Consider the following 22770-nt stretch of genomic DNA (forward strand, 5'->3'; position numbering starts at 1 on the left):
GGGGCGGTGTGGGTGGGCAGGACCGTTGGCGCCATGGATGGCGCCATCGAGCCCCCAGGGATGGGTTTACGGCGTGTCCTGCCCACCCACACCGCCTCGCCCAGCCAGCAGTAACCCAGAGCCGCTTTGGCTTTTGAAGTTGCACTTGCCGTTGCTTGAGAAAAGCGGTGCAGCCGCAGGCTGCAAAACACCTTCAATCCTGATCCTGCGCGCGCGCCGCCTCCGCCTGGGTCTCTTCCTGCGCCGCCATCTCCCGCGCGATCCACGCATCGATCATGCGTCGCTGGCGCTGCGTCTGCCGGCGCTCGCGCGTGTACTCCTGGTCAAGCACCCGATACAGCGACACCATCACCAGCACCATCAGCAGTGCGAATGGCAACGCTGCGATCGTGATCATGCCCTGCAGTGCATCCAGGCCACCGGCCAGCAGCAATGCCGCCGCGATCAACGCGACCGCGATGCCCCACGCCAGTTTGCGCTTCAGCGGCGGATCGCCGGCTTCGTCGGTGGACATGCTGGCCAACACCAGTACCGCCGAATCGGCCGAGGTCACGAAGAAAATCATCAGCAGCACCAACGCCACCGCCGACAGCATCAGCGACGCCGGCAGGCTGTCGAACAGGGTGAAAAGCACCGTCTCATAGCCATTGCCAAGTGCCTGCACCAGGTCGGCATGGCCGAATATCTGCGCCCACAAGGCCGTTCCGCCGAAAACGGCGAACCAGAAGAAGCCCAGCAGCGTCGGTGCCAGCACCACGCCGATCACGAACTCGCGCACGCTGCGGCCGCGCGAGATGCGCGCGATGAACGAGCCCACGAACGGTGCCCAGGAAATCCACCAGGCCCAGTAGAAGATCGTCCAGTCGGCCACCCAGGTGCTGCCGGAGAACGGCGACATGCGCAGGCTCATGGTCACCAGTTGGTTGAGGTAGGAACCCAGCGTGGTGGTGAACGTATCGAAGATGAATCCGGTCGGCCCCAGCACCAGTACGGTTGCGGCCAACAGTGCCGCCAGCGCCAGGTTGAAGTTGGACAGCCACTTCACGCCGCGCTCCACGCCGCTGGCGGTGGAGGCCATGTACAGCACGAAGGCAATGGCGATGATGGTCATCTGCACCGGCACCGTAGCCTGCAGGCCGAACACGCGCTCCACGCCCGCAGCGATCTGGATGGTGCCGAAGCCGAGCGTCGTCGCCACGCCGATCGCCGTAGCGACCACTGCTGCGATGTTGACGATGCGGCCGATCCACCCACGGTGGTGGCGGCCGATGATCGGCTGCAGCATGTCGCTGACCAGTCCGCGTCCATTGCGGTTGAACTGGAACCAGGCCATCGCCAGTCCGATCAGTGCATAGATCGCCCACGGATGCAGGCCCCAATGGAAGAACGCATAGCGCATCGACGCACGCGCAGCATCCATGCTCTGTGGTGCCAGGCCTTCCGGTGGCTTGGTGAAGTGCGAAATCGGCTCGGCCGCTCCCCAGAACACCAGGCCGATGCCCATGCCGGCAGCGAACAGCATCGACATCCAGCTGGCGCGCGAAAACTCGGGCTCGGCGTCTTCGCCACCGATGCGCAGGTTGCCGAAGCGGCCGAACGCCAGGTACATCAGGAATACCAGTGCCAGGAATACGACCAGCAGGTACAGCCAACCGACGCTGCGGATGACATCGGCCAGCGCCGCCTGCACAACGGTATTGAAGGGGCCAGGCGCGAGGCCGGCCAGCAGCACCAGGGCAAGCACCAGTGCGATGGAAATGCGAAACACCATGAAGGAGCTTCTCCGATCAAGGGATTGAGGGGAGCGAGCAAAAGCTTGCAGGGAGTGGGCCGGTGACAGCGTGCGCGCACCGGACAGGAGCCGCGATGGCGGCAGGGAAAGCACCGCTTGCGGCGGTGCGGCGCGCGTGCACGTTACTGAATGCGACGTCACGGTTCTGTTAACGAATGGCGATTGGGCTCAGATCCGTTCTCCGCAGGAAAACGGATCTGAGCCCGGGGGCAACCCCGGAGGCAGGCGGTCTATGCTCTAATGCGCACCAAGAAGCGGGGGTACCGCGGCCTTGTGGCCACGGTTGAGATAGTCCCTTGGAACCTGATCCGGCTCATACCGGCGTAGGGAAGCTTTGCAATGCAGCCGTGCCCCGATCCCGCCCAAGGAACGCCTTGGTGCCGTCCGGGCGCGGGCGCAGTGCGCCGCCGCTTCGTCCCTGACCTTCCTGGACGATGCCCGATGAACGCACAGCTCTCTGCCCTGCAGCAACAGGCCCAGCAACTCTCCGAATCCGTGACCCGGCCCATCCCCGGCTCGCGCAAGATCCATGTGGCCGGCTCGCGCGCGGACCTGCAGGTGCCGATGCGCGAGATCGCGCTGACCCGCACGCCCACCGTGTTCGGTGGCGAAGAGAACGCGCCGGTCACCGTCTACGACACATCCGGCCCATACACCGATCCGGACGTGCGCATCGATCTTTCCGCAGGCCTGCCGGCATTGCGTCGTGCGTGGGTGGAGGAGCGCAACGACACCGAACAGCTCGACGGTCTCAGCTCCTCGTTCGGCCGCGCGCGCGAGCACGATCCCAAGCTGGATCCGGTGCGTTTCCCAGCGCGCAGCCTGCCACGCCGCGCGCGTGGCGGTGCCAACGTCACCCAGATGCACTATGCGCGTCGCGGCATCATCACCCCGGAAATGGAATTCGTCGCCATCCGCGAGAACCAGCGGCTGGAGGCGATCCGTGATGCCGCACTGCTGCAGCAGCATCCCGGTGAATCCTTCGGCGCATCGATCCAGCACATCATCACCCCGGAATTCGTGCGCGAGGAAATCGCCCGCGGCCGGGCGGTGCTGCCCAACAACATCAATCACCCGGAAAGCGAGCCGATGATCATCGGCCGCAACTTCCTCACCAAGATCAACGCCAACATCGGCAACAGCGCGGTGTCCTCGGGTATTGCCGAGGAAGTGGAAAAGCTGGTGTGGGCGATCCGCTGGGGCGGTGACACGGTGATGGACCTGTCCACCGGCAAGCACATCCACGAAACGCGCGAGTGGATCATCCGCAATTCGCCGGTGGCGATCGGTACGGTGCCGATCTACCAGGCGCTGGAGAAGGTCGACGGCCGCGCCGAAGCGCTGACCTGGGAGATCTTCCGCGACACCCTGATCGAGCAGGCCGAGCAGGGGGTGGACTATTTCACCATCCACGCCGGCGTGCTGCTGCGCTATGTGCCGCTCACCGCCAAGCGGGTCACCGGTATCGTCAGCCGCGGCGGGTCGATCATGGCCAAGTGGTGCCTGGCCCACCACAAGGAGAATTTCCTCTACACCCATTTCGAAGACATCTGCGAAATCATGAAGGCCTACGACGTGACCTTCTCGCTGGGCGATGGCCTGCGCCCGGGCTGCATCGCCGATGCCAACGATGCCGCGCAGTTCGGCGAGCTGGAAACGCTGGGTGAGTTGACGAAGATCGCCTGGAAGCACGACGTGCAGACCATGATCGAAGGCCCCGGCCACGTGCCGATGCAGCTGATCAAGGAGAACATGGACAAGCAGCTGCGCGAGTGCGGCGAGGCACCGTTCTACACGCTCGGACCGCTGACCACCGACATCGCGCCGGGTTACGACCACATCACCAGTGCGATCGGCGCGGCAATGATCGGTTGGTTCGGTACCGCCATGCTCTGCTACGTCACGCCGAAGGAGCATCTGGGCCTACCCAACCGGCAGGACGTCCGTGACGGCATCATGGCCTATCGCATCGCCGCGCACGCGGCCGATCTCGCCAAGGGCCACCCCGGCGCGCAGGTGCGCGACAACGCATTGAGCAAGGCGCGATTCGAGTTCCGCTGGGACGACCAGTTCCACCTCGGTCTGGACCCGGAGAAGGCCAAGGAATTCCACGACGAGACGCTGCCCAAGGACGCGCACAAGCTGGCCCACTTCTGCTCGATGTGCGGCCCGCACTTCTGCTCGATGAAGATCACCCAGGACGTGCGCGAGTATGCCGAGAAGGGCATGCAGGAGAAGTCCGAGCAGTTCCGTGCTGCCGGCGCCGAGGTGTACCAGCAGGGCTGATCGCAGTGGGGCAGCGCCGGGTAATGCCCGGCGTCATCCCATCACCCATCTCACCGACATGCCGCTATCCTCGGCCCATCGTTCCCCGGGGACAAGGAACCATGCCCATTGCCGTCACCACCCGCTGGCTGGCCATCGCCCGCCGTCATCCCTCTGCCTGGCTGCTCGGGGCACAGCTGCTGTCGGTGCTGCTGTACCCGGCGCTGGACGAAACCGCTGCCGGGCGCGCGGCGGTGGGGGTATTCGGCATGGCCGTGCTCGGCCTGGCCCTGTGGGTGGTGCAGCGCAGCCCGCTGGGAACCTGGCTGGCGCTGGTGCTGGCCATCCCGGCGGTGGTGTTTTCCCTCTCTGCGGCACTGCTCGACCGGCCGGCACTGGGCATCACCGCACAACTGCTGGAAAGCCTGCTGTACTTCTATACCGCTGGCGCACTGATCGCGTACATGCTGCAGGACCACAAGGTGACCCGCGACGAACTGTTTGCCGCTGGCGCTACGTTCACGTTGTTGGCGTGGGCATTCGCTTTTACCTTTGCCGTATGTCAGCAGTGGTATCCGGGCAGTTTCCAGGGCGCCAGTGGTGGGCCGCAGCGCACCTGGATGGAGCTGCTTTATCTGAGCTTCAGCTTATTGTCAGGGGTGGGTCTCAGTGATGTTGTGCCACTGCATCCGCAGGCCCGCGCGCTGGTGATGCTGGAGCAGTTTTCCGGCGTCATGTATGTAGCGTTGGTGGTTTCGCGATTGGTCGGCCTGACCATGCTGAAACGCTTCTGAAAATGAACGCCAGATAAAAATATCGCGCCCGCAAGGGCGCGAATGATGATGCTTATTATGTGAATGCGTCGGCGAGAGAGAGCCTGATGTCGACCACGCGATAGGCGAGGTAACCGGCATAGGCTAATATCCGGAGGCTTCGTTTTTTTTGCGGTATGCGCCGATGCTTTGTGCGGAATCTGGCTTCTTGCTGTGCCAAGGATGGGAAGGGATCGATGGTGAACAGTGTTTGCGGCCTGTTTCAGCCCCATAGCAACGAATGATCAACAGCGAAATCCAGTCGCCTGAATCCGACCGCGTCCGCGTCGGCGAGTGCATCGTTACTTTGTCCTCGCGTGAGGTCGAAGTCGCCGGTGCGCGCCGTACACGCCGTTTGACGCCCAAGTCGCTGGGCGTGCTGCGCGTGTTGATGCGGCAGCCCGGGCGGGTGGTGACCCGCGACGAGCTGTTCGCCGAAGTGTGGCCGGACACACTGCCGACGAACGATGTGCTGACCCAGGCCGTTACCCAGCTGCGCAAGGCCTTCAGCGTCGACGACGACAATGGCCAGGCGTACATCGAGACCATTGCCAAGACCGGCTACCGCTTGCTTGTGCCGGTGCAGCCGCTGTCGGACCACGAGACCGATGCGATTGCTGCTGCAGAGGAATCGGCCGCATCGCAGCCGCCTGCACAGGATGCCGTGGCCCTCGCCGGCGCGGCCGGGGTTGAACGAGGGAGCCGCCGTTGGCGCCGCCTGCGCCGTCGCCTGCTGCTGGCGCTGGGCGTGGTGATGCTGCTTGCGCTGGTGGTGTTGAGCGTACTGCTGCTGCGCCGCCCAGCGCCGGTGAGCTCTCCGGTGGACGCCGCAGTGGAGAACGGCACGCGGGTGATCGGAAGCCCTGAGCGCCCCTATCGACTGATTACCGCCACGGCCGGTTTTGAGACCTATCCCACACTTTCGCCTGACGGATCGCAGGTCGCCTACGAAGGCGCCAACGACGATGGCAAGGGCGGCAACGCCATCAAGGTGCAGACCTCCGGCAACGCGCCCGCACGCCAGCTGCTTTCGCCGCCGGCTGGTGCCAGCGACCGCTTCCCGAACTGGTCGCCGGATGGCCGCGAAATCGCCTTCGCCCGCTTTGGTGCCGATGACAGCTGCCAGGTATTGATCGCCAGCGCCACTGGCGGCGCCGTGCGTCAGGCCACGCGCTGCGACGGCACCGAGCTGCTCAGTTTCGACTGGACGCCCGATGGCCGCGGCCTGGTCTTCGGCAGCATGGTCGGTCGCTATGCCCATCGCGGCATCCGCGTGCTCGATCTGGCCAGCGGCCAATGGCGAGCGCTGGACTACGCGGTCGACGAAGACGATTTCGACTACGCCCCGCGCTATTCGCCGGATGGGAAATGGCTGGTGTTTGTCCGCAACCCCCAGTTGGGCGACCTGTGGCGGATGCCTGCCAGCGGCGGCACGCCCGAGCAGTTGACGACCGAATCGGCAGAGCTGCGTGGTTGGGCATGGCTGGGCGACGGTCGACATATCGTGTTCGGTCGCCGCGTGGACAGCGAAGCACGCCTGTACTACCTCGACGTCGAGCGCCGGACGCTGCGCGACGCCGGGCTCGACGATGCGCAGTGGCCGGCGGTCTCCCGTCGCGGCGACATGCTGGCGTTCGTGCATCGGCGCGCGCAGTTCGGCGTGTTCAGGATGCCCGCGCAGGGCGGTGCCGGCGAGCGCCTGTTCGCTTCCAGTGGCCGCGATGGGCAACCGATGGTGGCACCGGATGGACGGCAACTGGTGTTCAGTTCCGATCGTTCCGGCAGCTTCGCGCTGTGGTGGGCAGATATGCAGCGGCCGGAGTCGCTGCGGCCGATCGAAGGGCTGAAGCCGGAAGCACGGCAGGCACCCGACTGGTCGGCAGACAGCCGGCATCTGCTGGTGGTGGGCCGCGATGAGCATGGCGAAGCGGTTGTCTACGAGATCGCACCGCGCGATGAACAGCTGCATCGCCTTCCGGTTCCCGCCGAGCAGCCGTTGCAGGCGTTGTACGGTGCAGACGCAGAGCAGCTGCTGGTGGTTGAACGTGATGCCGACCAGCACACCCGTTTGAGTCTGTTCGACCGCAGCGCGCAGCCCTGGCGGCGGTTGGCCAGCCTGGAAGGCGTGTCGCAGGCACGTTTCGACCGCAGTACCGGGCGGGTGCTGTTCACCCGGCTGGCAGCCGGCGGGCTGTGGTCGGTGGACGCGGCGTTGACCCCGGCCAGCGTGCAGCAGGTCAGCGAGGACCGGCCGAGCCGATGGCGCTACCGGACCTGGACCGTGGCCGGCAACGGCAGCATCGACTACCTCGGCAGCAATGCCGACTGCGGTACCACGCTGGTCCGTATCCAGTCCGGACGCGAAGAAGCGGAGCGCTGCCTGGACGCGCAGCGCCTGAGCGCGGGTAATGGACTCAGCGCCAGCGCCGATGGAAGCAGCCTGTACCTGGCCCTGGCCATCAGCGATGGCGCGGACATCGGCGTGATGCGACTGCCCGAACAACCGCCTGCGCTGTTTCCGGCGTTCTCCAGGTTGTTGATCTTGAACGAAAAAGGGCCTTCGTAATTTCTTCGTGACGATCTCGCCGCGAATTCGTGGCGATCTCGGCAGTCTTTCCTGACGCGCTGCCGCCTGATTTGGCAAAACGGAAGCCTGTACTTGGCAAATCCGTGGTGCCCTCATGCGTCAACTCTCGCTGGCCGATCGTGGTCAAACCGTATCCCTGGACAAGGCGATCGACGATGTCGCGCCGACCTGCATGGGCGTTGCCCGCCTCGGCAGCCTGCAGACAGCCGGTACCAGCTTCAGCGTGTGGATGCAGGTGCGCGGTACCTCCTGGGTGGAAGCCAAGGAAGGGCGGTTCCGGCTTCGGCAGGGCGAGTGGATCGCGTTCGAGAAGGAGTCCAGGCCGCTGGTCCAGGCCGGACGCAACGGCTTGTGCGTGGGCATGAACCTGAACGCCGAAGCGCTGCGGGTGCTGACCGAAATGGCCGACTGCGGGCTGTACGCCGGTCGTGGCCTGATGAACCGTGCCGATGCGCGCGTTGCGTTGCGCCTGTGGCGTGACGCCCTGGCCAGCGGGCAGCCGGCGCAGGCGCTGCGTCCGTTGCTGCTGCATCTTGCCGGCCTGCAGCGCAGCCTGGCCGACAACGTACAGCGTTGCCCCGGCCGCTCGCGTAGTCGCAAGCGTCAGGTGTTCGGCCGCATGCAGCGCGCGCGCCTGTATCTGGAAGGCAACAGCCACCGCGTGGTGCGCATCGGCGAACTGGCCGAGCTGACCAACTTCTCCAGCTGGTATCTCTCCAAGACGTTCCAGAGCCTGTACGAGGAAAGCCCGCAGTCGCTTTCGGCACGGTTGCGCCTCGAACGCGCCGCCGATCTGCTGCGCGACACCGACATGATGGTCGGCGAAGTCGCTGCCGCCAGCGGTTTCGACAACTGCTGCAGCTTCGCGCGTGCCTTCCGCGCCCGCTACGGCCAGTCCGCCTCGCGCTTCCGCGAGAACGACGGACAGCTTCCGCCACACTCCGCAAAGTCTCCGGTTGTGTCGCGCAAATACAGCGCTGCAACGCAATCGTAACGTGCTACGGCGTTTTAACACGCTACTAACACGTACCTTGGAGAGATTGATGAACGTTCGTATTCCCGCAGTGCGGCTCGGCTTGCTGCCGGCCGGCATTGCGCTTGCCTTGGCACCGTCCTTCGCTTCGGCGCAGGACGCAGCTGCCGGCGGCACGACCGACCTGGACCGCATTTCGGTCACCGGTTCGCGCATCCGCCAGGCAAGCATGGAAACCGCACAGCCGGTGATCGCGCTGCAGCGCGCCGACATTGAAAAGCAGGGCTTCACCAGCGTTGCCGACATCGTGCAGAACCTGTCGGCGACCGGTTCGCCGGCGATCAGCCGCGCCGATGCCCTGTCCTCGGGCGAAGAAGTCGGCGGCCAGTACGTCGACCTGCGCAACCTCGGCCCGGAGCGCACCCTGGTGCTGCTGGACGGCAAGCGCATGGGCACCAGCACCGGTGGTTACACCGATCTGGCATCGATCCCGACCTCGGTCGTGGAGCGCATCGAAGTGCTGACCGATGGTGCCTCGGCCATCTATGGTTCCGATGCCATCGCCGGCGTGGTCAACATCATCACCCGCAAGAACTTCGACGGTCTGGAAGCCAGCGTCTACGGTGGCCAGTACGGCCAGGGCGACGGCCAGAAGCAGGTCTACAACTTCGTCTACGGCCAGACCGGTGAGCGCGGTTCGATCACCTTCGGCGCCGAGTACAGCAAGGAAGACGAGGTCAAGGCCAAGGATCGTTCCTTCAGCCGCTACCCGAACGGTCGCTTCCATCCGAACCCGACCGCGGACGATGCCAATGGCTGGTCGCCGGCATCCAACCAGGGCGTGCTGATCGATGACATGGGCACCCCGAAGGATGCCGACGATGACATCTGGTACACCCGCGCCAATACCGGTGCCGGCAACGGCATCGGCGACTTCCGCGAGTTCGGTACCGGTGATTACACCAATGCCAGCCGTGAAATGTGGCTGCAGAACAAGCTGACCCGTCGCTCGGTCTTTGCCAACGGCAACTACGACCTGACCGACAACATCCGCGCCACCGCGAACGTGCTGTACACCAAGCGCACCGCGACCTCGCAGATTGCCGGTTACCCGTACCAGTCCGAGGTCTACGGCACCCCGCTGTCGGCCGACAGCATCTACAACCCGCTGGGCAAGGATGCGGAATTCATCCGCCGTACCTCCGAGTTCCCGCGCCAGACCGAATCCGAGCAGGAAACCTTCCGCTTCTCGGCCGGCCTGGAAGGTTCGTTCGAGTTCGCTGACAAGTTCTGGGATTGGGACGTGGGTTACGTCTACAACCAGAACAAGGGCGTCAAGACCGGCACCGGCAACCTGTTCATCCCGAACGTGCAGAACGCCGTCGGCCCGTCCTTCATGGACGGCAACGTTGCCCGTTGCGGCACCCCGGGCAAGGTGATCGCCGGTTGCACCCCGTGGAACCCGCTGGCACCGTACGGCTCCACCGGCAATGGTTCGCTGGCTGACCCGGCACTGCAGGCCTACCTGTTCCTGCCGAGCCACGACACCTATACCAACACCACCAAGGCTTACAGCGCCAACATCTCCGGTTCGCTGTTCACGCTGCCGGCCGGTGACCTGGCCATCGCTGCTGGTTACGAGCACCGTCAGGAAAGTGGTGAGTACAACCCGGATGCACTGCTGCAGTCGGGCCTGAGCACCGACCTGGCCGGCGCGCCGACCAAGGGCAGCTACAAGCTCGACGAGTTCTACGTCGAACTGAACGTGCCGGTGCTGGCCGACATGCCGTTCGCCAAGGAACTGTCGCTCGACATGGCCGGTCGCTATTCGGACTACAACACCTTCGGCGACACCATCAACAGCAAGTTCGGCCTGAAGTGGAAGCCGATCGACGACCTGCTGGTGCGTGCGACCTATTCGACGGGCTTCCGCGCGCCGAACATCGCCAACATGTACGGCGGCACCTCGCAGACCTTCGACGCCTACACCGATCCGTGCGACAGCAGCTTCGGTTCGGCTTCGCGCAACCCGTCGGTTGCCGCGGCCTGCGGTGCACGTGGCGTTCCGGCGAACTTCCGCCAGATCACCTCCGGTGGCGCACAGTCGACCGGCCCGGGCACCCAGTCCTACAGCGCCTTCGAGTCCGGTTCCAACCCGGAACTGCAGCCGGAAACCTCCAAGACCTGGACGGCCGGCCTGGTCTACAGCCCGAACTTCGTGCAGGGCCTGGACGTCAGCCTGGACTGGTGGAAGATCCGCATCGACAACGTGATCGCCGCCGAGTCGGTGACCTCGATCCTCAACCAGTGCTACGTGCTGGGCGTGGCGTCGGCGTGTGACCGCTTCAGCCGTGGTACCGAAGGCCGCACCGTCAACCAGGTGGTCGACGTCACCCGTACCCTGATCAACGGTGGTTACCAGGAAACCGCAGGTTACGACCTGGGCATCAAGTACCGCCTGCCGGAGTTCTCCTTCGGCAAGATCGTGGTTGACTGGAAGACCACCTACGTCGATTACCTCGAGTACAAGCGCGACAACGAAGCCGAGACCCCGGTCGAGCAGCACACCAGCTGGGCAACCGGTGACTGGGGTGCGAACTTCCGCGTCCGTTCGAACCTGAATGTCGATTGGAGCCTGGGCAACCTGGGCGTGAACTGGGCCGTGCGTTACTACTCGAGCATGAAGGAGCCGTGCTCCTACGACACCGAGTGCAACCTGCCTGACTTCAACTCGGCCTACACCCTGGGTCAGCCGACCCGCAAGGTGGGTTCGAACACCTTCCACGATGTGCAGGTGCGTTACACCCTGCCGTGGCAGGCCACGGTCTCGGTCGGTGCCAACAACGTGTTCAACCACGAAGGCCCGGTCATGTACAGCCAGCCGAACTCGAGCTTCTCGTACTACGGTGGCTTCGACATCGGTCGTTACTACTACATGAAGTACACCCAGCGCTTCTGATCCATCGAAGCGTGACAGCAGAAAGAGGAGGGCGGGCCGCAAGGTCCGCCCTTCTTGTTTGCGCGCTGCACCGACTGGGTAGATCCACGCCATGCGTGGATGAACTTCCGGCACAACGAAAAAAGGCAGGCCACATGGCCTGCCTTTCGTCCCATTCGTACCGGCCTGCCGCTGCGCCTCAGGCCTCGCTCGGCACCAGCCCCATCAGGCTGTTGGCGTGCTCGCGCCACTGCGGCAGCTTGTTCAGCACACCGGCGCGCTGCAGATACTCTTCATCCACCGGATCGCCGTTGACCAGTGCCAGTGCCACGTGCACCGCACCGGTCACCCAGAAGCTGCGGGTGTTCGCACGCTGCGGCTGCAGATGGAACGCCACCGCCTCGATGATCGGCATCGGCAGGCCCCACAGGCCCAGCAGATAGGCGCCGGCTTCGGCATGGCCGGGGCGGTCGTCGTCCGCCGGCTCGGCGTCGCTGCGCTCGTTGCGTACGCCCGGCAGCAGCAGGCCGATGTCGGCCAGCAGTGCGGCGGTGGCACCGAGTTCGGCGCTGGACTCGGGCAGCAGACGTGCGGCCAATCGCGAGGCCATCAAGGCACGCTGCTGCAGCGAGTTGCGTTCGGCGCCTGACAAGGTTGGCGCAGAGAAAACTTCACTGGCCAGCACCAGATCGCGCAGCGTGGCCAGGCCCAGCCGGGTCACTGCGGTGCGCAGGTCGGCGATGGTACGGCCTTGGCTGAAGAACGCCGAATTGGAAAGCTGGAGCACCTTGGCCGCGATCGCCGGGTCGGCGGCGACCAGCTTGGCGACATCGGCGCTGTCGGCGTCGTCGTCATGTTCCAGTGCCTGGGTCAGGCTCAGGTACAGATGCGGTGGCGAGGGCAGCTTCTCGATGCGGCCGATGGCATCGCGCAGGCGTGGACTGTCCAGCACTTCGCGCAGCTCTTCCAGGCTGGTCAGTGCTTCCAGCAGTACTTCCGGTGCCAGCGGCAAGGGCAGGAAGCGATGGGCGACACCGATCAGCCGCGCCGGCGGCGGCCGGTTGCCGTGCTGCGCATCGACCAGTGCGATGCGGATGGTCTCCGGGCGCAAGGTGCGGATCTGTCCCAGCAACGTGGTTGCGTTGAGATCGGGCAACTGCGGGCAGACGATGACCGCGTCCACGCCCTGGGTGGCGACCGCAGTCATCGCGGTATGGCCATCGGTGGCGATCAGCGGCTGCCAGTCTTCCCCAAGATCGGCAATGAATTCGGTCAGCTCAACCGGCAGGCTGGCTGTATCCCCAACAAGCAGAATACGCACGACACATTCCCCTGGCTGTCTCGACGGTCGATGTCGACGACGTGTGAAGTGACGCAATTTACCTAATACGGCGGCAAAGGTGATGTGCCGCCGTCATGAAACGTGACCCGCATCGCTCCGACGCCGTGCGCCGGAGCAATGCTGTTCAGTCTCAGGCCTTGCTGTCGAGGTGGCGCTGGTGCGCCTCGATCAGGATCTGCTTGGCCTCAGCCGCGCCGCCCCAACCGTCCAGCTTGACCCACTTGCCCTTCTCCAGGTCCTTGTAGTGCTCGAAGAAGTGGCCGATGCGCTCCAGCCAGTGGCTGGACACCTGCTCGATGTCTTCCACGTGTGCGTAGCCGCCGAACACCTTGGTGACCGGCACGGCCAGGATCTTCTCGTCGCTGCCTGCCTCATCGCTCATCTTCAGCACGCCGACCGGACGGCAACGCACGACCGAACCCGGGACCAGCGGCAGCGGCAGCACCACCAGCACGTCGGCCGGATCGCCGTCGCCGCACAGGGTGCTCGGCACGTAGCCGTAGTTGCAGGGGTAGCGCATCGGGGTCGACAGGATGCGGTCGACGAAGATCGCGCCGGTTTCCTTGTCCACTTCGTACTTCACCGGCTCGGAATCCTTCGGGATCTCGATGATGACGTTGATTTCTTCCGGCGGGTTCTTGCCGGGCGAGACGAGTTCCAGACCCATGGTGTGCTCCAGGTGGGGGTGTAGACGGATAGCTCTCCATTTTATGCCTTTGCCGGTCGCTGTGCAGGGTAGGGCGCTGACGGGCCGTCGCGGTGGCCGACGACCGGTCAGGACGGGGTTCCCCGATGGGGGCGGGCCAGCGACCGGAGCAGGCTGGAAGCCCGAACCGAGGAGACCTGCAATGAACTGGAACCGTTGGCGCTGCGGCGTCCTGCTGCTGCTTGTCCCGCTGACCGCGCTGGCGCGCGGGACGCATGTCGACCTGATCGACTCCCCAACCGAGCAAGCTTCCTCGGACAGGGCCTACGCGCTTGAAGGGGCGCTTGCCCAGGCGTTCGACCGCCTGTGCGCCGACACCTTCTGCGAAGGCGATTACAGCAACTACCGGGTGCTGGAGTTCCGCTGCGCCGTGCTGGCCCACCGGGGAACGGTGCAGCGCTGCGTCTGGGTGCTGGCGGCCAGCGAACTGGCGGTGCACCCCGACACAGGGCAGGTACAGGTCGACAACGGGCACTGGACCTGCCCGGTGGAAATGCAGCCAGGGGTGCCGGTTGAAGCCTTCTTTGCCTCGCTGGAGGCGCCGGACGGCCTGATGGCGCCGCTGCCCGGGCTCGATCATGGTCTGTTCGAGGTGCTGCCTGATTGCCTGCAGAGGAGGGGCGCCTGATGCGTGCTTTCCCGGGACGATGGCTGCTCTGTGGTCTGCTGCTGGCCGGAACCGCGCAGGCGGCGCCGGCGTTCGTGGACGCCCGTGACTACCCCGATCCCGCGACCGGCCGGGAGCGCTTCCTCGCTGCCGAGCGCATGCTGGTGCGCGGGTTCGATGATATCTGTGGCGACACGTTCTGCGAGGGGCAGTACTACAACCTGTGGGCCATGCGCCTGCGCTGCTCGGTGGAGCGCGCGACAGGCGTGGTCGCCAGCTGCGTCTGGACCTTCGCTGGCAGCGAAACCTGGGTGCAGAAGGACGGCCGGATCGATGTCGACCATGGCACCTACGCCTGCACGCTGCCGCTGGCGCCTGCAACCCGGCTGGAGGAGCTGCTCCAGGTCTGGCGGGCTGCCGGGCATGAGGCGATCGATGCCCAGTTGCCCGGTACGACCACGAGCGTCTATGACGGGCTGACAGACTGTCTTTGATGCCTGTGCGAATGCAAACGTGATTTATTCGCATTAACGGAGTAGCATGCGCGCCGCCCCCGTCTGTCCCGTCGCCGCGCATGTCCTCCAACGCCGTCACCCTGACCGAACTGCTGATCCGTGAACGATCGGCACTGCTGCGACGCGTGCAGCGCATTCTCGGCGGCGACAGCGGGGCGGAAGACGTGATCCAGGCAGTCTGGTTCAAGGCGCGCGGGGTCGACAACAGCCAGAGCATCGACAATCCGCGTGCCTATCTCTATCGATTGGCCATCAACCTCGCCACTGACCACGGCCGCGAATCGACGCGCCGCAACCGCCTGCTGGCCGAGCACTACCTGTGGCAGGAGGATGAGCAGATCTCCACCGAGGAACAGGTGATGGCGCAGGAGGAACTGCAGCGTGTGCTTGATGCCGCCGGCCACCTGCCCGAGCCGACGCGGACCATCTTCCATCTCAATCGCCTGCAGGGCCTGACCCAGGCCGACATCGCCCGGCGCCTCGGCGTGTCGGTGACCACGGTGGAGAATCACATGCGCACTGCGCTGCAGCGGCTTGCCTGGGCGCGCAGCGGGCGATGAACGATCCGGCTTGGGGGCACATACCCGCCATGCGTCTTGATTCGCAGGCCGCCGATGCGGTCTAGTCTTTCCGCCCCCCTCTGATCGTGTCCCCCGCCAGCCGATGAGCCCGCCCCCGACACCCCGCAGCACCGCCGATGATGCCGTGGCCGAACAGGCCAGGGACTGGATCGTGTGCCTGGCGTCCGGCGATATCAGCGACGCGCGCATGGATGCGTTCGAGCGCTGGCTCGCCGAGCCTGCGCATCGGCGTTCATTCGAGCATGAGCGCATGCTGTGGCGCAGTGTGGGTCCGCGTCCGGCCGCCATTGAACGCAGGCAGGCAGCGCGTCGCCCGCGGCGGCTGCGCTGGGCCATGGCCACTGCCGCCGCGTTGGCAGTGCTGGTGGCCTGGCCCGATGCCTGGCTGCGCCTGCAGGCCGATCATCGCAGCGACCACCGCGTGCAGGACGTGCATCTGCCCGATGGCAGCCGCGTCGTGCTCGATGCCGACAGTGCGATCGCCGTGCACTTTGACGACCAGCGTCGTCGCGTTGAGCTGTTGCAGGGCCGTGCCTGGTTCGACGTGGCGCCCGATGCGCAGAGGCGATTCAGCGTCGCTGCGGGCAATGGTGTGGTGGAAGACATCTCCACTGCATTCACGGTCGCCCATGTGGCTGGCGGGGTCGAGACCGAAGTCGGGCAGGGCCGTGTACGCGTGGCCAGTCCGGTCGATGGCGGCTGGACCTATCTGCAGGTGGGGCAGCGCGCCGGCTATGGCGAGCACCGAAGCGTGCAGCGCCTCGCCGACGTTGCCGCAGACAGTGTTGGCGCGTGGCGACAGGGCGAGCTGCTGCTGGAGCAGGCCAGCGTCGCCGATGCCGTGCAATGGGTGGGACGCTATCGTGCCGGCCCCACCATCGTGCGTGGCGATCTGTCGCGGCTGCCGGCGGTGAGCGCGGCGCTGCGCATCGATCGCCCGGAACAGGCGCTGGACGCGCTGGCCGCAACTGCAGGGTTGCAGGTCACCCGTCTTCCGTTCGGCGTCGCCATCGTGCAGTAGATCCACGGCATGCGCGGATGATCATCGTGAATCATCCCAGTGTGCCGACCAACGGTCGGCACCCACCGCTGCACCGAGCCGACTAACGGTCGGAACCCACTGCGACCGCAAATCCCTCTTGGGGTTGTCGCGCGGCCATCCGTCTTACCCCACGAACGTACCCGCCGCCGCCACGTACGTCGTTGGGTCCGCGCATGCGCGGATGATGCCGCGCCCGCGGCCACGCTCCTCTGACAGGTTTCCCCATGTACGAATTCCGCCGCCCGGGCCGTGCGCCGCGCCCGTCCCGTCTGTGCATCGCGCTGCTGGCTGCCGGCCTCGCAACTGCCGTTCCCACCGCGATGGCGCAGTCCAGCACCGCTGGCGCTGTTGCCGCACGGCACTTCGATATTCCCGACCAACCGCTGGACGATGCGCTGCGCGCCTACATGCGCCAGTCCGGTGTGCAGGTGGTCTATCCGAGCACGCTGGCCAAGAGCGTGATCTCGCAGCCGGTCAGCGGCACGCTGTCAGCCGACGAGGCCCTCGCGCGTCTGCTGCGCGGCAGTGGCCTGAGCGTGCGCCGGGTAAGCGCCGATACGGTGACGCTGGAGGCCGCTGCGGCGGGCCAGACGGGGGGCGTGATCGTTACCGATACCCTCAGCGTGGCCGGAGATCGCGTGCAGGGCGGTGCGGCCAGCGATGAAGCACGCCTGCTCGACAGCTACCGCAGCGTGGGCTCGACCACCACCATCGGCCGCGTCGCGCTGGAGCGCTTCCGCGGCACGTCCAACGGCGACATCGTCAAGGGCGTGGCCGGTGTTACCGCGGGCGATCCGCGGGTGGGCAATGGTTTCGACGTCAACATCCGTGGCATCCAGGGCCAGAGCCGGGTGCCGGTCATCATCGACGGTGGCCAGTCCAGCATGGACACCTACCGTGGTTATGCCGGCCAGTCGCAGCGCACCTACCTCGACCCCGACCTGATCTCGCGGCTGACCATCACCAAGGGCCCGAGCCTGCAGGCCAATGCCTCCGGCGGTATCGGTGGCGTGGTCGAAATGGAAACGCTGAATGTCGATGACGTGCTGCGCGAGGGGCGCGATGTCGGCGTACGCGTGCGCGGGGGACTGGCCAACGGCAGCGCCAACAACCTGCCCGGCTACGAGGCCGTGCCGCGCAGCGATCGCAGCGCCACCGGCAGCCAGTTCTTCAACGTCGCCGCCGCCGGCCACTGGGATCGCTTCGACCTGGTGGCTGCCTATGCGTACCGCGACAACGGTAACTACTTCTCCGGCAGCAAGGGCTACGACGATTTCCCGCAGACCCGTCGCACCCTCGCGCCGCTGAACCCACCGCGTACCGAAGTGTTCAATACTTCCTCCCGCTCGAAATCGACCCTGCTCAAGGGCACCTGGCGAATCGACGACGCGCAGACGCTGGAAGCGGGCTATCGGCGCTATGAAGGCACCGCTGGCGAGATCATGGCCTCGCAGATCATCCGCGTCGACCGCGACCGCGTGCCGCAGTGGGACCCGGGCCATGTCGACATGGACAGCTACAGCCTGCGCTACCGGTTCAACCCGGACAGCGAGCTGATCGACCTGCGCGTCAACGCGTGGTACACCGATGCCGACAGCGTGATGTACAACAGCCTGACCGGCATCACCCCGTGGTACTTCGACCGCCGTACCGAGTGGTACGACGCGCCCAGCTTCAGCGGCAACCCCGGCTATAAGGATGCGTACCGCAACCCGTTGCGGCAGAAGCGCTTCGGTCTGGACGCCAGCAATACCTCGGTGTTCGACAGCAGTGTTGGCCGCTTCACCCTCGACTACGGCCTGTCCTACAGCGATGAAGACATCGCCCCGGGCAGCTCCGGCCCGATCATGCACGACGACCTGGCCAACAACCGATTTCTGCGCAATGCCGAGCGCAAGGAATACAGCGCGGTGGCGTCGTTGAAGTGGGCACCGGACGAACACTGGGAGATGCTGCTGGGCGGGCGCTGGAACCGCGTGGACGTGCATGACCGCAACCGCCTGGCCACGCCGGACGGATATGACGTGCAGGGCCAGTACCGCTACACCGAGCTGCTCAATGGCAATCCCAAGCTGCCGTCGTGGCGGGCCAAGCGCATCGCGCTGCTGAACTGGTATCCCGACGCGAACGGCAACTTCACCCAGGAGTCGCTGCTGGCCTCGCCGTACAAGAAGGGCACCGTCGGCGACATCGGTGGCTGGAACTTCTACGATGCCGGCAAGGCGCAGGATCTGGAGGTGCCGGTCAGCTGGAGCTGGTCGCAGCCGATCCGCCGTCGCGACAGCGCGTTCTCGCCGACGGCCAGCGTGGCCTTCCGTTTCAGCGAAGACAGCATGGTCTACCTGAAGTACGCCGAAGGCACGAAGCTGCCGAGCCTGTTCGAGACTACGCTTGGCCTGTTCACGGCGGCCAAGCCGGTGGAAGAACTCAAGCCCGAGCGCGCGCACAGCTGGGAACTGGGCGCCAGCACGATCCAGCACGACCTGTTCACTGCCGGTGATCGCCTGGCGCTGAAGCTGGCGTACTTCGATACCCGCATCGACGACCTGATCACCCGCGATTACCGCACGCTGTCGGCCGGCCTGATCCGCAACGTCGACCGGTTCAAGGTCTCGGGCATGGAGTTCCAGTCCAGCTATGACAGCGGCAAGCTGTTTGCCGATCTGTCCGCGCACTATTACTTCAAGGCCAAGACCTGCGCGCCGGACATCGCCGCCGAACGCCGTGCCTACGGCGCACAGCGGAAGAATGACGAGCTGGCCAACACGCCCAACTGCGTGGACGGAGGCTTCGAAGGCTCCTACAGCAACACCCAGAACCCGCCGCGCTACATGGTCAACCTGACCCTGGGCTCGCGCCTGTTCGACGAGCGGCTGACCTTCGGCACCCGCGTGGTCCACAACGCTGGCCCGATCAGCAAGCTGGACAAGGACTGGAACGTAGGGCTGTCAGCGATCCAGCAGCTGTACCGGCCGACCACGCTGGTGGATCTGTTTGCGAGCTGGAGCTTCAACGACCAGCTGTCGGTGGAAGCGAACGTGGACAACGTGACCGACCGCTACTACCTGGATCCGCTGGCGCTGGGTGTGATGCCTGCACCTGGCCGGACCGCGCGTTTGGCCTTTACCTGGCGGTATTGAGCAACCATCCACGCATGGCGTGGATCCACTGGTAGCGCCGGGCCATGCCCGGCGGATCACCTAACGGTAGCGCCGGTACATGCCGGCGCTACCACCGGGCAATTACAGCCCGGTCGCCGCCTTCACCGCCGCTTCGTGCAGCGCTTCGTTCAGTTCGTCGACCACGGTGGTCCAGGCTGCATCGGCCTGCAGCGACTCAGCCAGGAACTGGCGCTGGGCCTCGTTCCAGTACGGGGCATCGGCCACTTCCACGCCCGCGGCCAGCTGATGGTCGGCGATGAACCGGGCAATGCCCTCGGCACTGGCATCCAGACCCAGCTGCAGGAACAGGTTGGTCATGCGCGGTTCGGTGGTGATCATCGGTGGGGCCCTGGCAATGGAAAGGAACCTGCATTATCGACGCAAGCGGGGTTGGGGGAACCCTCGCCGGGATCGTCTACAGGGGGACGCTTTCCCTGGCACTCCCGATGACCGTTCAGACATCCCTCGAAGACAGCCGCAGCGTGCGGCTGAAGGCCGCCACCCGCGACAGCCATGGCGCCCTCGACAAGCGCATCATGGCCGGCGACATCTTTGCCGACCGCAGCAATTTCGCTCGCTTCCTGCGCGTGCAGTACCGCTTCCACCGCAGCATCGACGCGTTGTACGCCAGCCCTGCGCTGGACGCGTTGCTGCCGGACCTGGCTGAACGCCGTCGCCTGCAGCAGGTGCGCAGCGACCTGCAGGACCTGGAACAGGCGCTGCCGGGCGAGGACATCGCAGCACTCACGGACGACCTGCCGCTGCCGGCCGCGTTGGGCTGGCTGTACGTGGCCGAAGGCTCCAACCTGGGCGGCACCGTGCTCTACAAGATGGCGGCTGCACTCGGCCTGGATCGTGATTTCGGCGCGCGCCACCTGGCGGCACATCCTGATGGGGCCGCGCGGCACTGGCGCGGGTTCACTGCTGCACTGGATGCAGTGGTGCTGTCGCCGGCGCAGGAGCAGGACGTGATCGACGCCGCCGATGCCGCGTTCCGCAGCGTGCACGGCCATGTCGAAATGGAGTTTTCCTGATGTCCCTGCACCGCCCGCTGGCGCGCGATTGATGCGCTGGCTCTGGTTCGCGCTCGGCTGGCTGATGGTCGCGCTGGGGGTGATCGGTGCCCTGCTGCCGGTCATGCCGACCACCATCTTCCTGATCCTGGCGGTGGGCTGCTTCGCGCGCAGTTCGCCCAGGTTCGAACAGCGCCTGCTCTCCCATCCGCGCTACGGGCCGTCGCTGCGCCTGTGGCGTGAGCAGGGCGCGGTATCGCGCAAGGGCAAGGCGTTTGCCAGCGCGGGCATGGCACTGGGATTTGCGATGTTCTGCTGGGGCGCACACCCGTCCTGGCGCCTGCTGCTGGGCGTTGGCCTGTTCTTTGCGGTCAGTGCGGGCTATGTCCTGAGTCGACCGGCGCCACGTCTCGATCCTGCGCCGCTGGTGGGCGTGGACGATGCCGCCGATCCGCGCGCTGCCCGCCGCCGCGCCACCTCTTCCGATTCCAATGGAACCTCTGACGATGCTGCCTGCTGATCTGGCGCCCATGGCCGCCCCCGCACTGACCCCCTGGGGCATGTACCTGGCTGCCGATGTGGTGGTGAAGGGCGTGATGATTGCCCTGGCTGTAGCCTCGCTGGCCACCTGGACCGTGCTGCTGGCCAAGGGCTGGGAACTTGCCCGGCAGGCGCGCGCCCTGCGCCTCGCGCGAAGCCTGCTGCTGTCAGCACCCAGCCTGCCGGTCGCAGGCGGCGAGCCGGCACTGCAGCAGAGCATCGCCGCCGCCATGCTGGATGCTGCGCGCACCGAGCTGCATCTGTCGCAGGAACTGGATCACCGCGAGGGAATCAAGGAGCGGGTGGCGTCACGACTGGAGCGCCTGGAACTGGAGACCGCACGCAACCAGCGTCGTGGCATCGGCGTGCTTGCCAGCATTGGCGCGGTGGCGCCGTTCGTGGGCCTGTTCGGCACCGTGTGGGGCATCATGAACAGCTTCATCGGCATCGCCCACAGCAACACCACCAATCTGGCCGTGGTTGCGCCAGGCATTGCCGAGGCGCTGCTGGCTACCGCGCTCGGTCTGGTCGCGGCGATCCCGGCGGTGCTGGTCTACAACCACTTCACCCGGGTGCTGGCGGGCCTGCGCGGCCTGCTGGGCGATCTCTCCGCGGCGGTGCAGCAGCTGGTGTCGCGTGATCTCGATCGGGCTGCACGTCGTGCCCCGGCAGGCACGTTGCGCGCGGTCAACTGAGGTACGCCATGGCGATCAGGACCGCATCCGGACGCGATGACACTCCGGAAGAAGCCCACGAGATCAATGTCACGCCCTTCATCGACGTGATGCTGGTGCTGTTGATCATCTTCATGGTGGCCGCGCCGCTGGCGACGGTGTCGGTGCCGGTGCAGCTTCCCGCCAGCAGCGCACAGGCGACGCCGGCGGAAAATGCGCTGGTGTATGTGACCGTGCAAGCCGATCTGTCGCTGCGCGTGGGCGAGGCGCCGGTGGCACGCGATGGCCTCGCCACGGCGCTGCGCTCGGCAACGCATGGCGATACGTCGCAGCGTCTCTATCTGCGTGCCGATCAGCGCGTCTCGTATGGAGACCTGATGGCGACGCTGGATGCTCTGCGCAGTGCCGGTTACCTGAAAGTCGCCCTGGTCGGGCTGGAGCAGGGCGCTCGATGAGCGGGCTGCAGCGCTGGGCAGCCAGCCTGGCGATCGTGCTGCTGGCACATGCGGTGCTGATCGCTACGCTGTGGTGGTGGGCGTCGCGCACGCCGCCGGTCGTAGCCGCGGCACCTCCTGCCGCCTTGATGCTGGAATTGGCTCCCGCCGCGCAGGCGCCGCCGGTACCGCCGCGCGCGCTTCCCGCCGGACCGTTGCAGCAGGAGCAGCAGCGGCGCGTGACCGTGCCGAAGCAACACGAACAGATCAAGGCACCGGCGCTGCCACAAGGGGAACTTGCGCCCCAGCTCGAGCCATCTGCGAAGCCGACAGAGGACGCTGCGGACGCCAACGTCGATCGCACGCTGGCGCCGCCGGACGTTCCTGCACAGGCAGCCGCACGTTACGCTGCACCGCGTACCACGGCCGGCGAACGCAGCAGTGCCAGCACCACCTGGCAGGGGTTGCTGCTGGGACACCTGCAACAGCATCGGCGCTATCCACGCCAGTCCGAACGGTTGCGCCAGCAGGGCGTGGCCTATGTGCGCTTTGCGGTTGCCCGCGACGGCCGTGTGTCGGCGCCACGTATCGAGCGCAGCAGCGGCTTCGCACTGCTCGACCAGGAGACACTGGACACCGTGCAGCGTGCCAGCCCGGTGCCGGTGCCGCCGGCCGATGTGGCCGGCGACCCGGTGGACGTGATGGTGCCGGTGGCGTTCTTCCTGCGCGGGCGGTGATCGGCATCCGGGTCGGCCATCCACGCATGGCGTGGATCTACCGGAACACCG

Annotated in this window: 19 protein-coding genes and 1 riboswitch; of the genes, 15 read left to right on the plus strand and 4 right to left on the minus strand. The window is 65.9% G+C overall.

Annotation, left to right across the window (positions count from 1 at the left end; genetic code table 11):
* Positions 1-193 precede the first annotated feature (193 nt).
* Positions 194-1771 carry a BCCT family transporter gene (locus MRBLST15_RS11565; RefSeq protein WP_312705190.1) on the minus strand — a complete coding sequence of 526 codons (1578 nt, stop codon included), beginning with the start codon at positions 1769-1771 and terminating at the stop codon, positions 194-196.
* A gap of 267 nt (positions 1772-2038) precedes the next feature.
* Positions 2039-2140, plus strand: a riboswitch (TPP riboswitch).
* 93 nt (positions 2141-2233) lie between these two features.
* Here MRBLST15_RS11565 and thiC point away from each other — a divergent pair.
* The 5 genes from thiC (at position 2234) to MRBLST15_RS11590 (ending at position 11388) form a co-directional block, all read left to right on the plus strand.
* Positions 2234-4078 carry a phosphomethylpyrimidine synthase ThiC gene (thiC, locus tag MRBLST15_RS11570; RefSeq protein ID WP_265954401.1) on the plus strand — a complete coding sequence of 615 codons (1845 nt, stop codon included), beginning with the start codon at positions 2234-2236 and terminating at the stop codon, positions 4076-4078.
* A gap of 101 nt (positions 4079-4179) precedes the next feature.
* Entirely contained in the window at positions 4180-4851 is a 672-nt protein-coding gene (locus MRBLST15_RS11575; RefSeq protein WP_099821631.1) for an ion channel, read from the plus strand.
* Positions 4852-5110: 259 nt separating this feature from the next.
* The gene (locus tag MRBLST15_RS11580; protein ID WP_265954407.1) at positions 5111-7435 is read left to right on the plus strand and encodes a winged helix-turn-helix domain-containing protein; all 2325 of its coding nucleotides are present in this window, start codon (positions 5111-5113) and stop codon (positions 7433-7435) included.
* Between the two features lie 115 nt (positions 7436-7550).
* Positions 7551-8450, plus strand: coding sequence for a helix-turn-helix transcriptional regulator (locus MRBLST15_RS11585; RefSeq protein WP_265954409.1), 900 nt, complete (start codon positions 7551-7553; stop codon positions 8448-8450).
* Positions 8451-8499: 49 nt separating this feature from the next.
* Positions 8500-11388 (plus strand): TonB-dependent receptor, encoded by a 2889-nt coding sequence (locus MRBLST15_RS11590; protein WP_265954418.1) that lies wholly within the window; start codon positions 8500-8502, stop codon positions 11386-11388.
* A 178-nt stretch (positions 11389-11566) separates the two neighbouring features.
* On the opposite strand, the gene MRBLST15_RS11595 is transcribed toward MRBLST15_RS11590, so the two are convergent.
* Both MRBLST15_RS11595 and ppa read right to left on the minus strand, forming a co-directional pair.
* Positions 11567-12688, minus strand: a complete 1122-nt coding sequence (locus MRBLST15_RS11595) for an HDOD domain-containing protein (RefSeq protein ID WP_367785964.1) — start codon at positions 12686-12688, stop codon at positions 11567-11569.
* Between the two features lie 151 nt (positions 12689-12839).
* Positions 12840-13376, minus strand: coding sequence for an inorganic diphosphatase (ppa, locus tag MRBLST15_RS11600; protein ID WP_025874161.1), 537 nt, complete (start codon positions 13374-13376; stop codon positions 12840-12842).
* 181 nt (positions 13377-13557) lie between these two features.
* On the opposite strand from ppa, the gene MRBLST15_RS11605 reads away from it, so the two are divergent.
* The 5 genes from MRBLST15_RS11605 to MRBLST15_RS11625 all read left to right on the plus strand — a co-directional run bounded on the left by MRBLST15_RS11605 (position 13558) and on the right by MRBLST15_RS11625 (position 19300).
* Complete coding sequence (locus MRBLST15_RS11605; protein ID WP_265954423.1) at positions 13558-14043, plus strand: hypothetical protein; 486 nt, start codon at positions 13558-13560, stop codon at positions 14041-14043.
* Positions 14043-14516 (plus strand): hypothetical protein, encoded by a 474-nt coding sequence (locus MRBLST15_RS11610; RefSeq protein WP_367785965.1) that lies wholly within the window; start codon positions 14043-14045, stop codon positions 14514-14516. Before MRBLST15_RS11605 ends, MRBLST15_RS11610 begins: the two co-directional genes overlap by 1 nt.
* 80 nt (positions 14517-14596) lie before the next feature.
* Positions 14597-15097, plus strand: coding sequence for an RNA polymerase sigma factor (locus tag MRBLST15_RS11615; RefSeq protein ID WP_312705185.1), 501 nt, complete (start codon positions 14597-14599; stop codon positions 15095-15097).
* A 103-nt stretch (positions 15098-15200) separates the two neighbouring features.
* Positions 15201-16139: a FecR family protein gene (locus MRBLST15_RS11620; RefSeq protein WP_312705184.1), complete on the plus strand. Its 939-nt coding sequence runs from the start codon at positions 15201-15203 to the stop codon at positions 16137-16139.
* A 245-nt stretch (positions 16140-16384) separates the two neighbouring features.
* Complete coding sequence (locus MRBLST15_RS11625) at positions 16385-19300, plus strand: TonB-dependent receptor (protein WP_367785966.1); 2916 nt, start codon at positions 16385-16387, stop codon at positions 19298-19300.
* A 102-nt stretch (positions 19301-19402) separates the two neighbouring features.
* On the opposite strand, the gene MRBLST15_RS11630 is transcribed toward MRBLST15_RS11625, so the two are convergent.
* The gene (locus tag MRBLST15_RS11630) at positions 19403-19660 is read right to left on the minus strand and encodes a DUF2789 domain-containing protein (RefSeq protein ID WP_032976752.1); all 258 of its coding nucleotides are present in this window, start codon (positions 19658-19660) and stop codon (positions 19403-19405) included.
* A 107-nt stretch (positions 19661-19767) separates the two neighbouring features.
* Here MRBLST15_RS11630 and MRBLST15_RS11635 point away from each other — a divergent pair, with 107 nt between their 5' ends.
* From MRBLST15_RS11635 to MRBLST15_RS11655, 5 genes are read left to right on the plus strand one after another with little or no spacing between them, the layout of a single operon-like run.
* The gene (locus MRBLST15_RS11635) at positions 19768-20355 is read left to right on the plus strand and encodes a biliverdin-producing heme oxygenase (RefSeq protein ID WP_367785967.1); all 588 of its coding nucleotides are present in this window, start codon (positions 19768-19770) and stop codon (positions 20353-20355) included.
* Between the two features lie 31 nt (positions 20356-20386).
* Positions 20387-20854, plus strand: a complete 468-nt coding sequence (locus MRBLST15_RS11640) for a YbaN family protein (RefSeq protein WP_312705181.1) — start codon at positions 20387-20389, stop codon at positions 20852-20854.
* Positions 20841-21569 (plus strand): tonB-system energizer ExbB, encoded by a 729-nt coding sequence (exbB, locus tag MRBLST15_RS11645; protein ID WP_265952662.1) that lies wholly within the window; start codon positions 20841-20843, stop codon positions 21567-21569. The genes MRBLST15_RS11640 and exbB overlap by 14 nt, the downstream gene beginning before the upstream one ends.
* An 8-nt stretch (positions 21570-21577) precedes the next feature.
* Complete coding sequence (gene exbD, locus MRBLST15_RS11650) at positions 21578-22003, plus strand: TonB system transport protein ExbD (protein ID WP_312705179.1); 426 nt, start codon at positions 21578-21580, stop codon at positions 22001-22003.
* Positions 22000-22719, plus strand: a complete 720-nt coding sequence (locus tag MRBLST15_RS11655; RefSeq protein ID WP_367785968.1) for an energy transducer TonB — start codon at positions 22000-22002, stop codon at positions 22717-22719. Before exbD ends, MRBLST15_RS11655 begins: the two co-directional genes overlap by 4 nt.
* The last annotated feature ends 51 nt before the right edge of the window (positions 22720-22770 follow it).

The sequence above is a fragment of the Stenotrophomonas sp. LST15-1-1.1 genome (assembly GCF_040815575.1).
GTDB lineage: Bacteria > Pseudomonadota > Gammaproteobacteria > Xanthomonadales > Xanthomonadaceae > Stenotrophomonas > Stenotrophomonas lactitubi_B.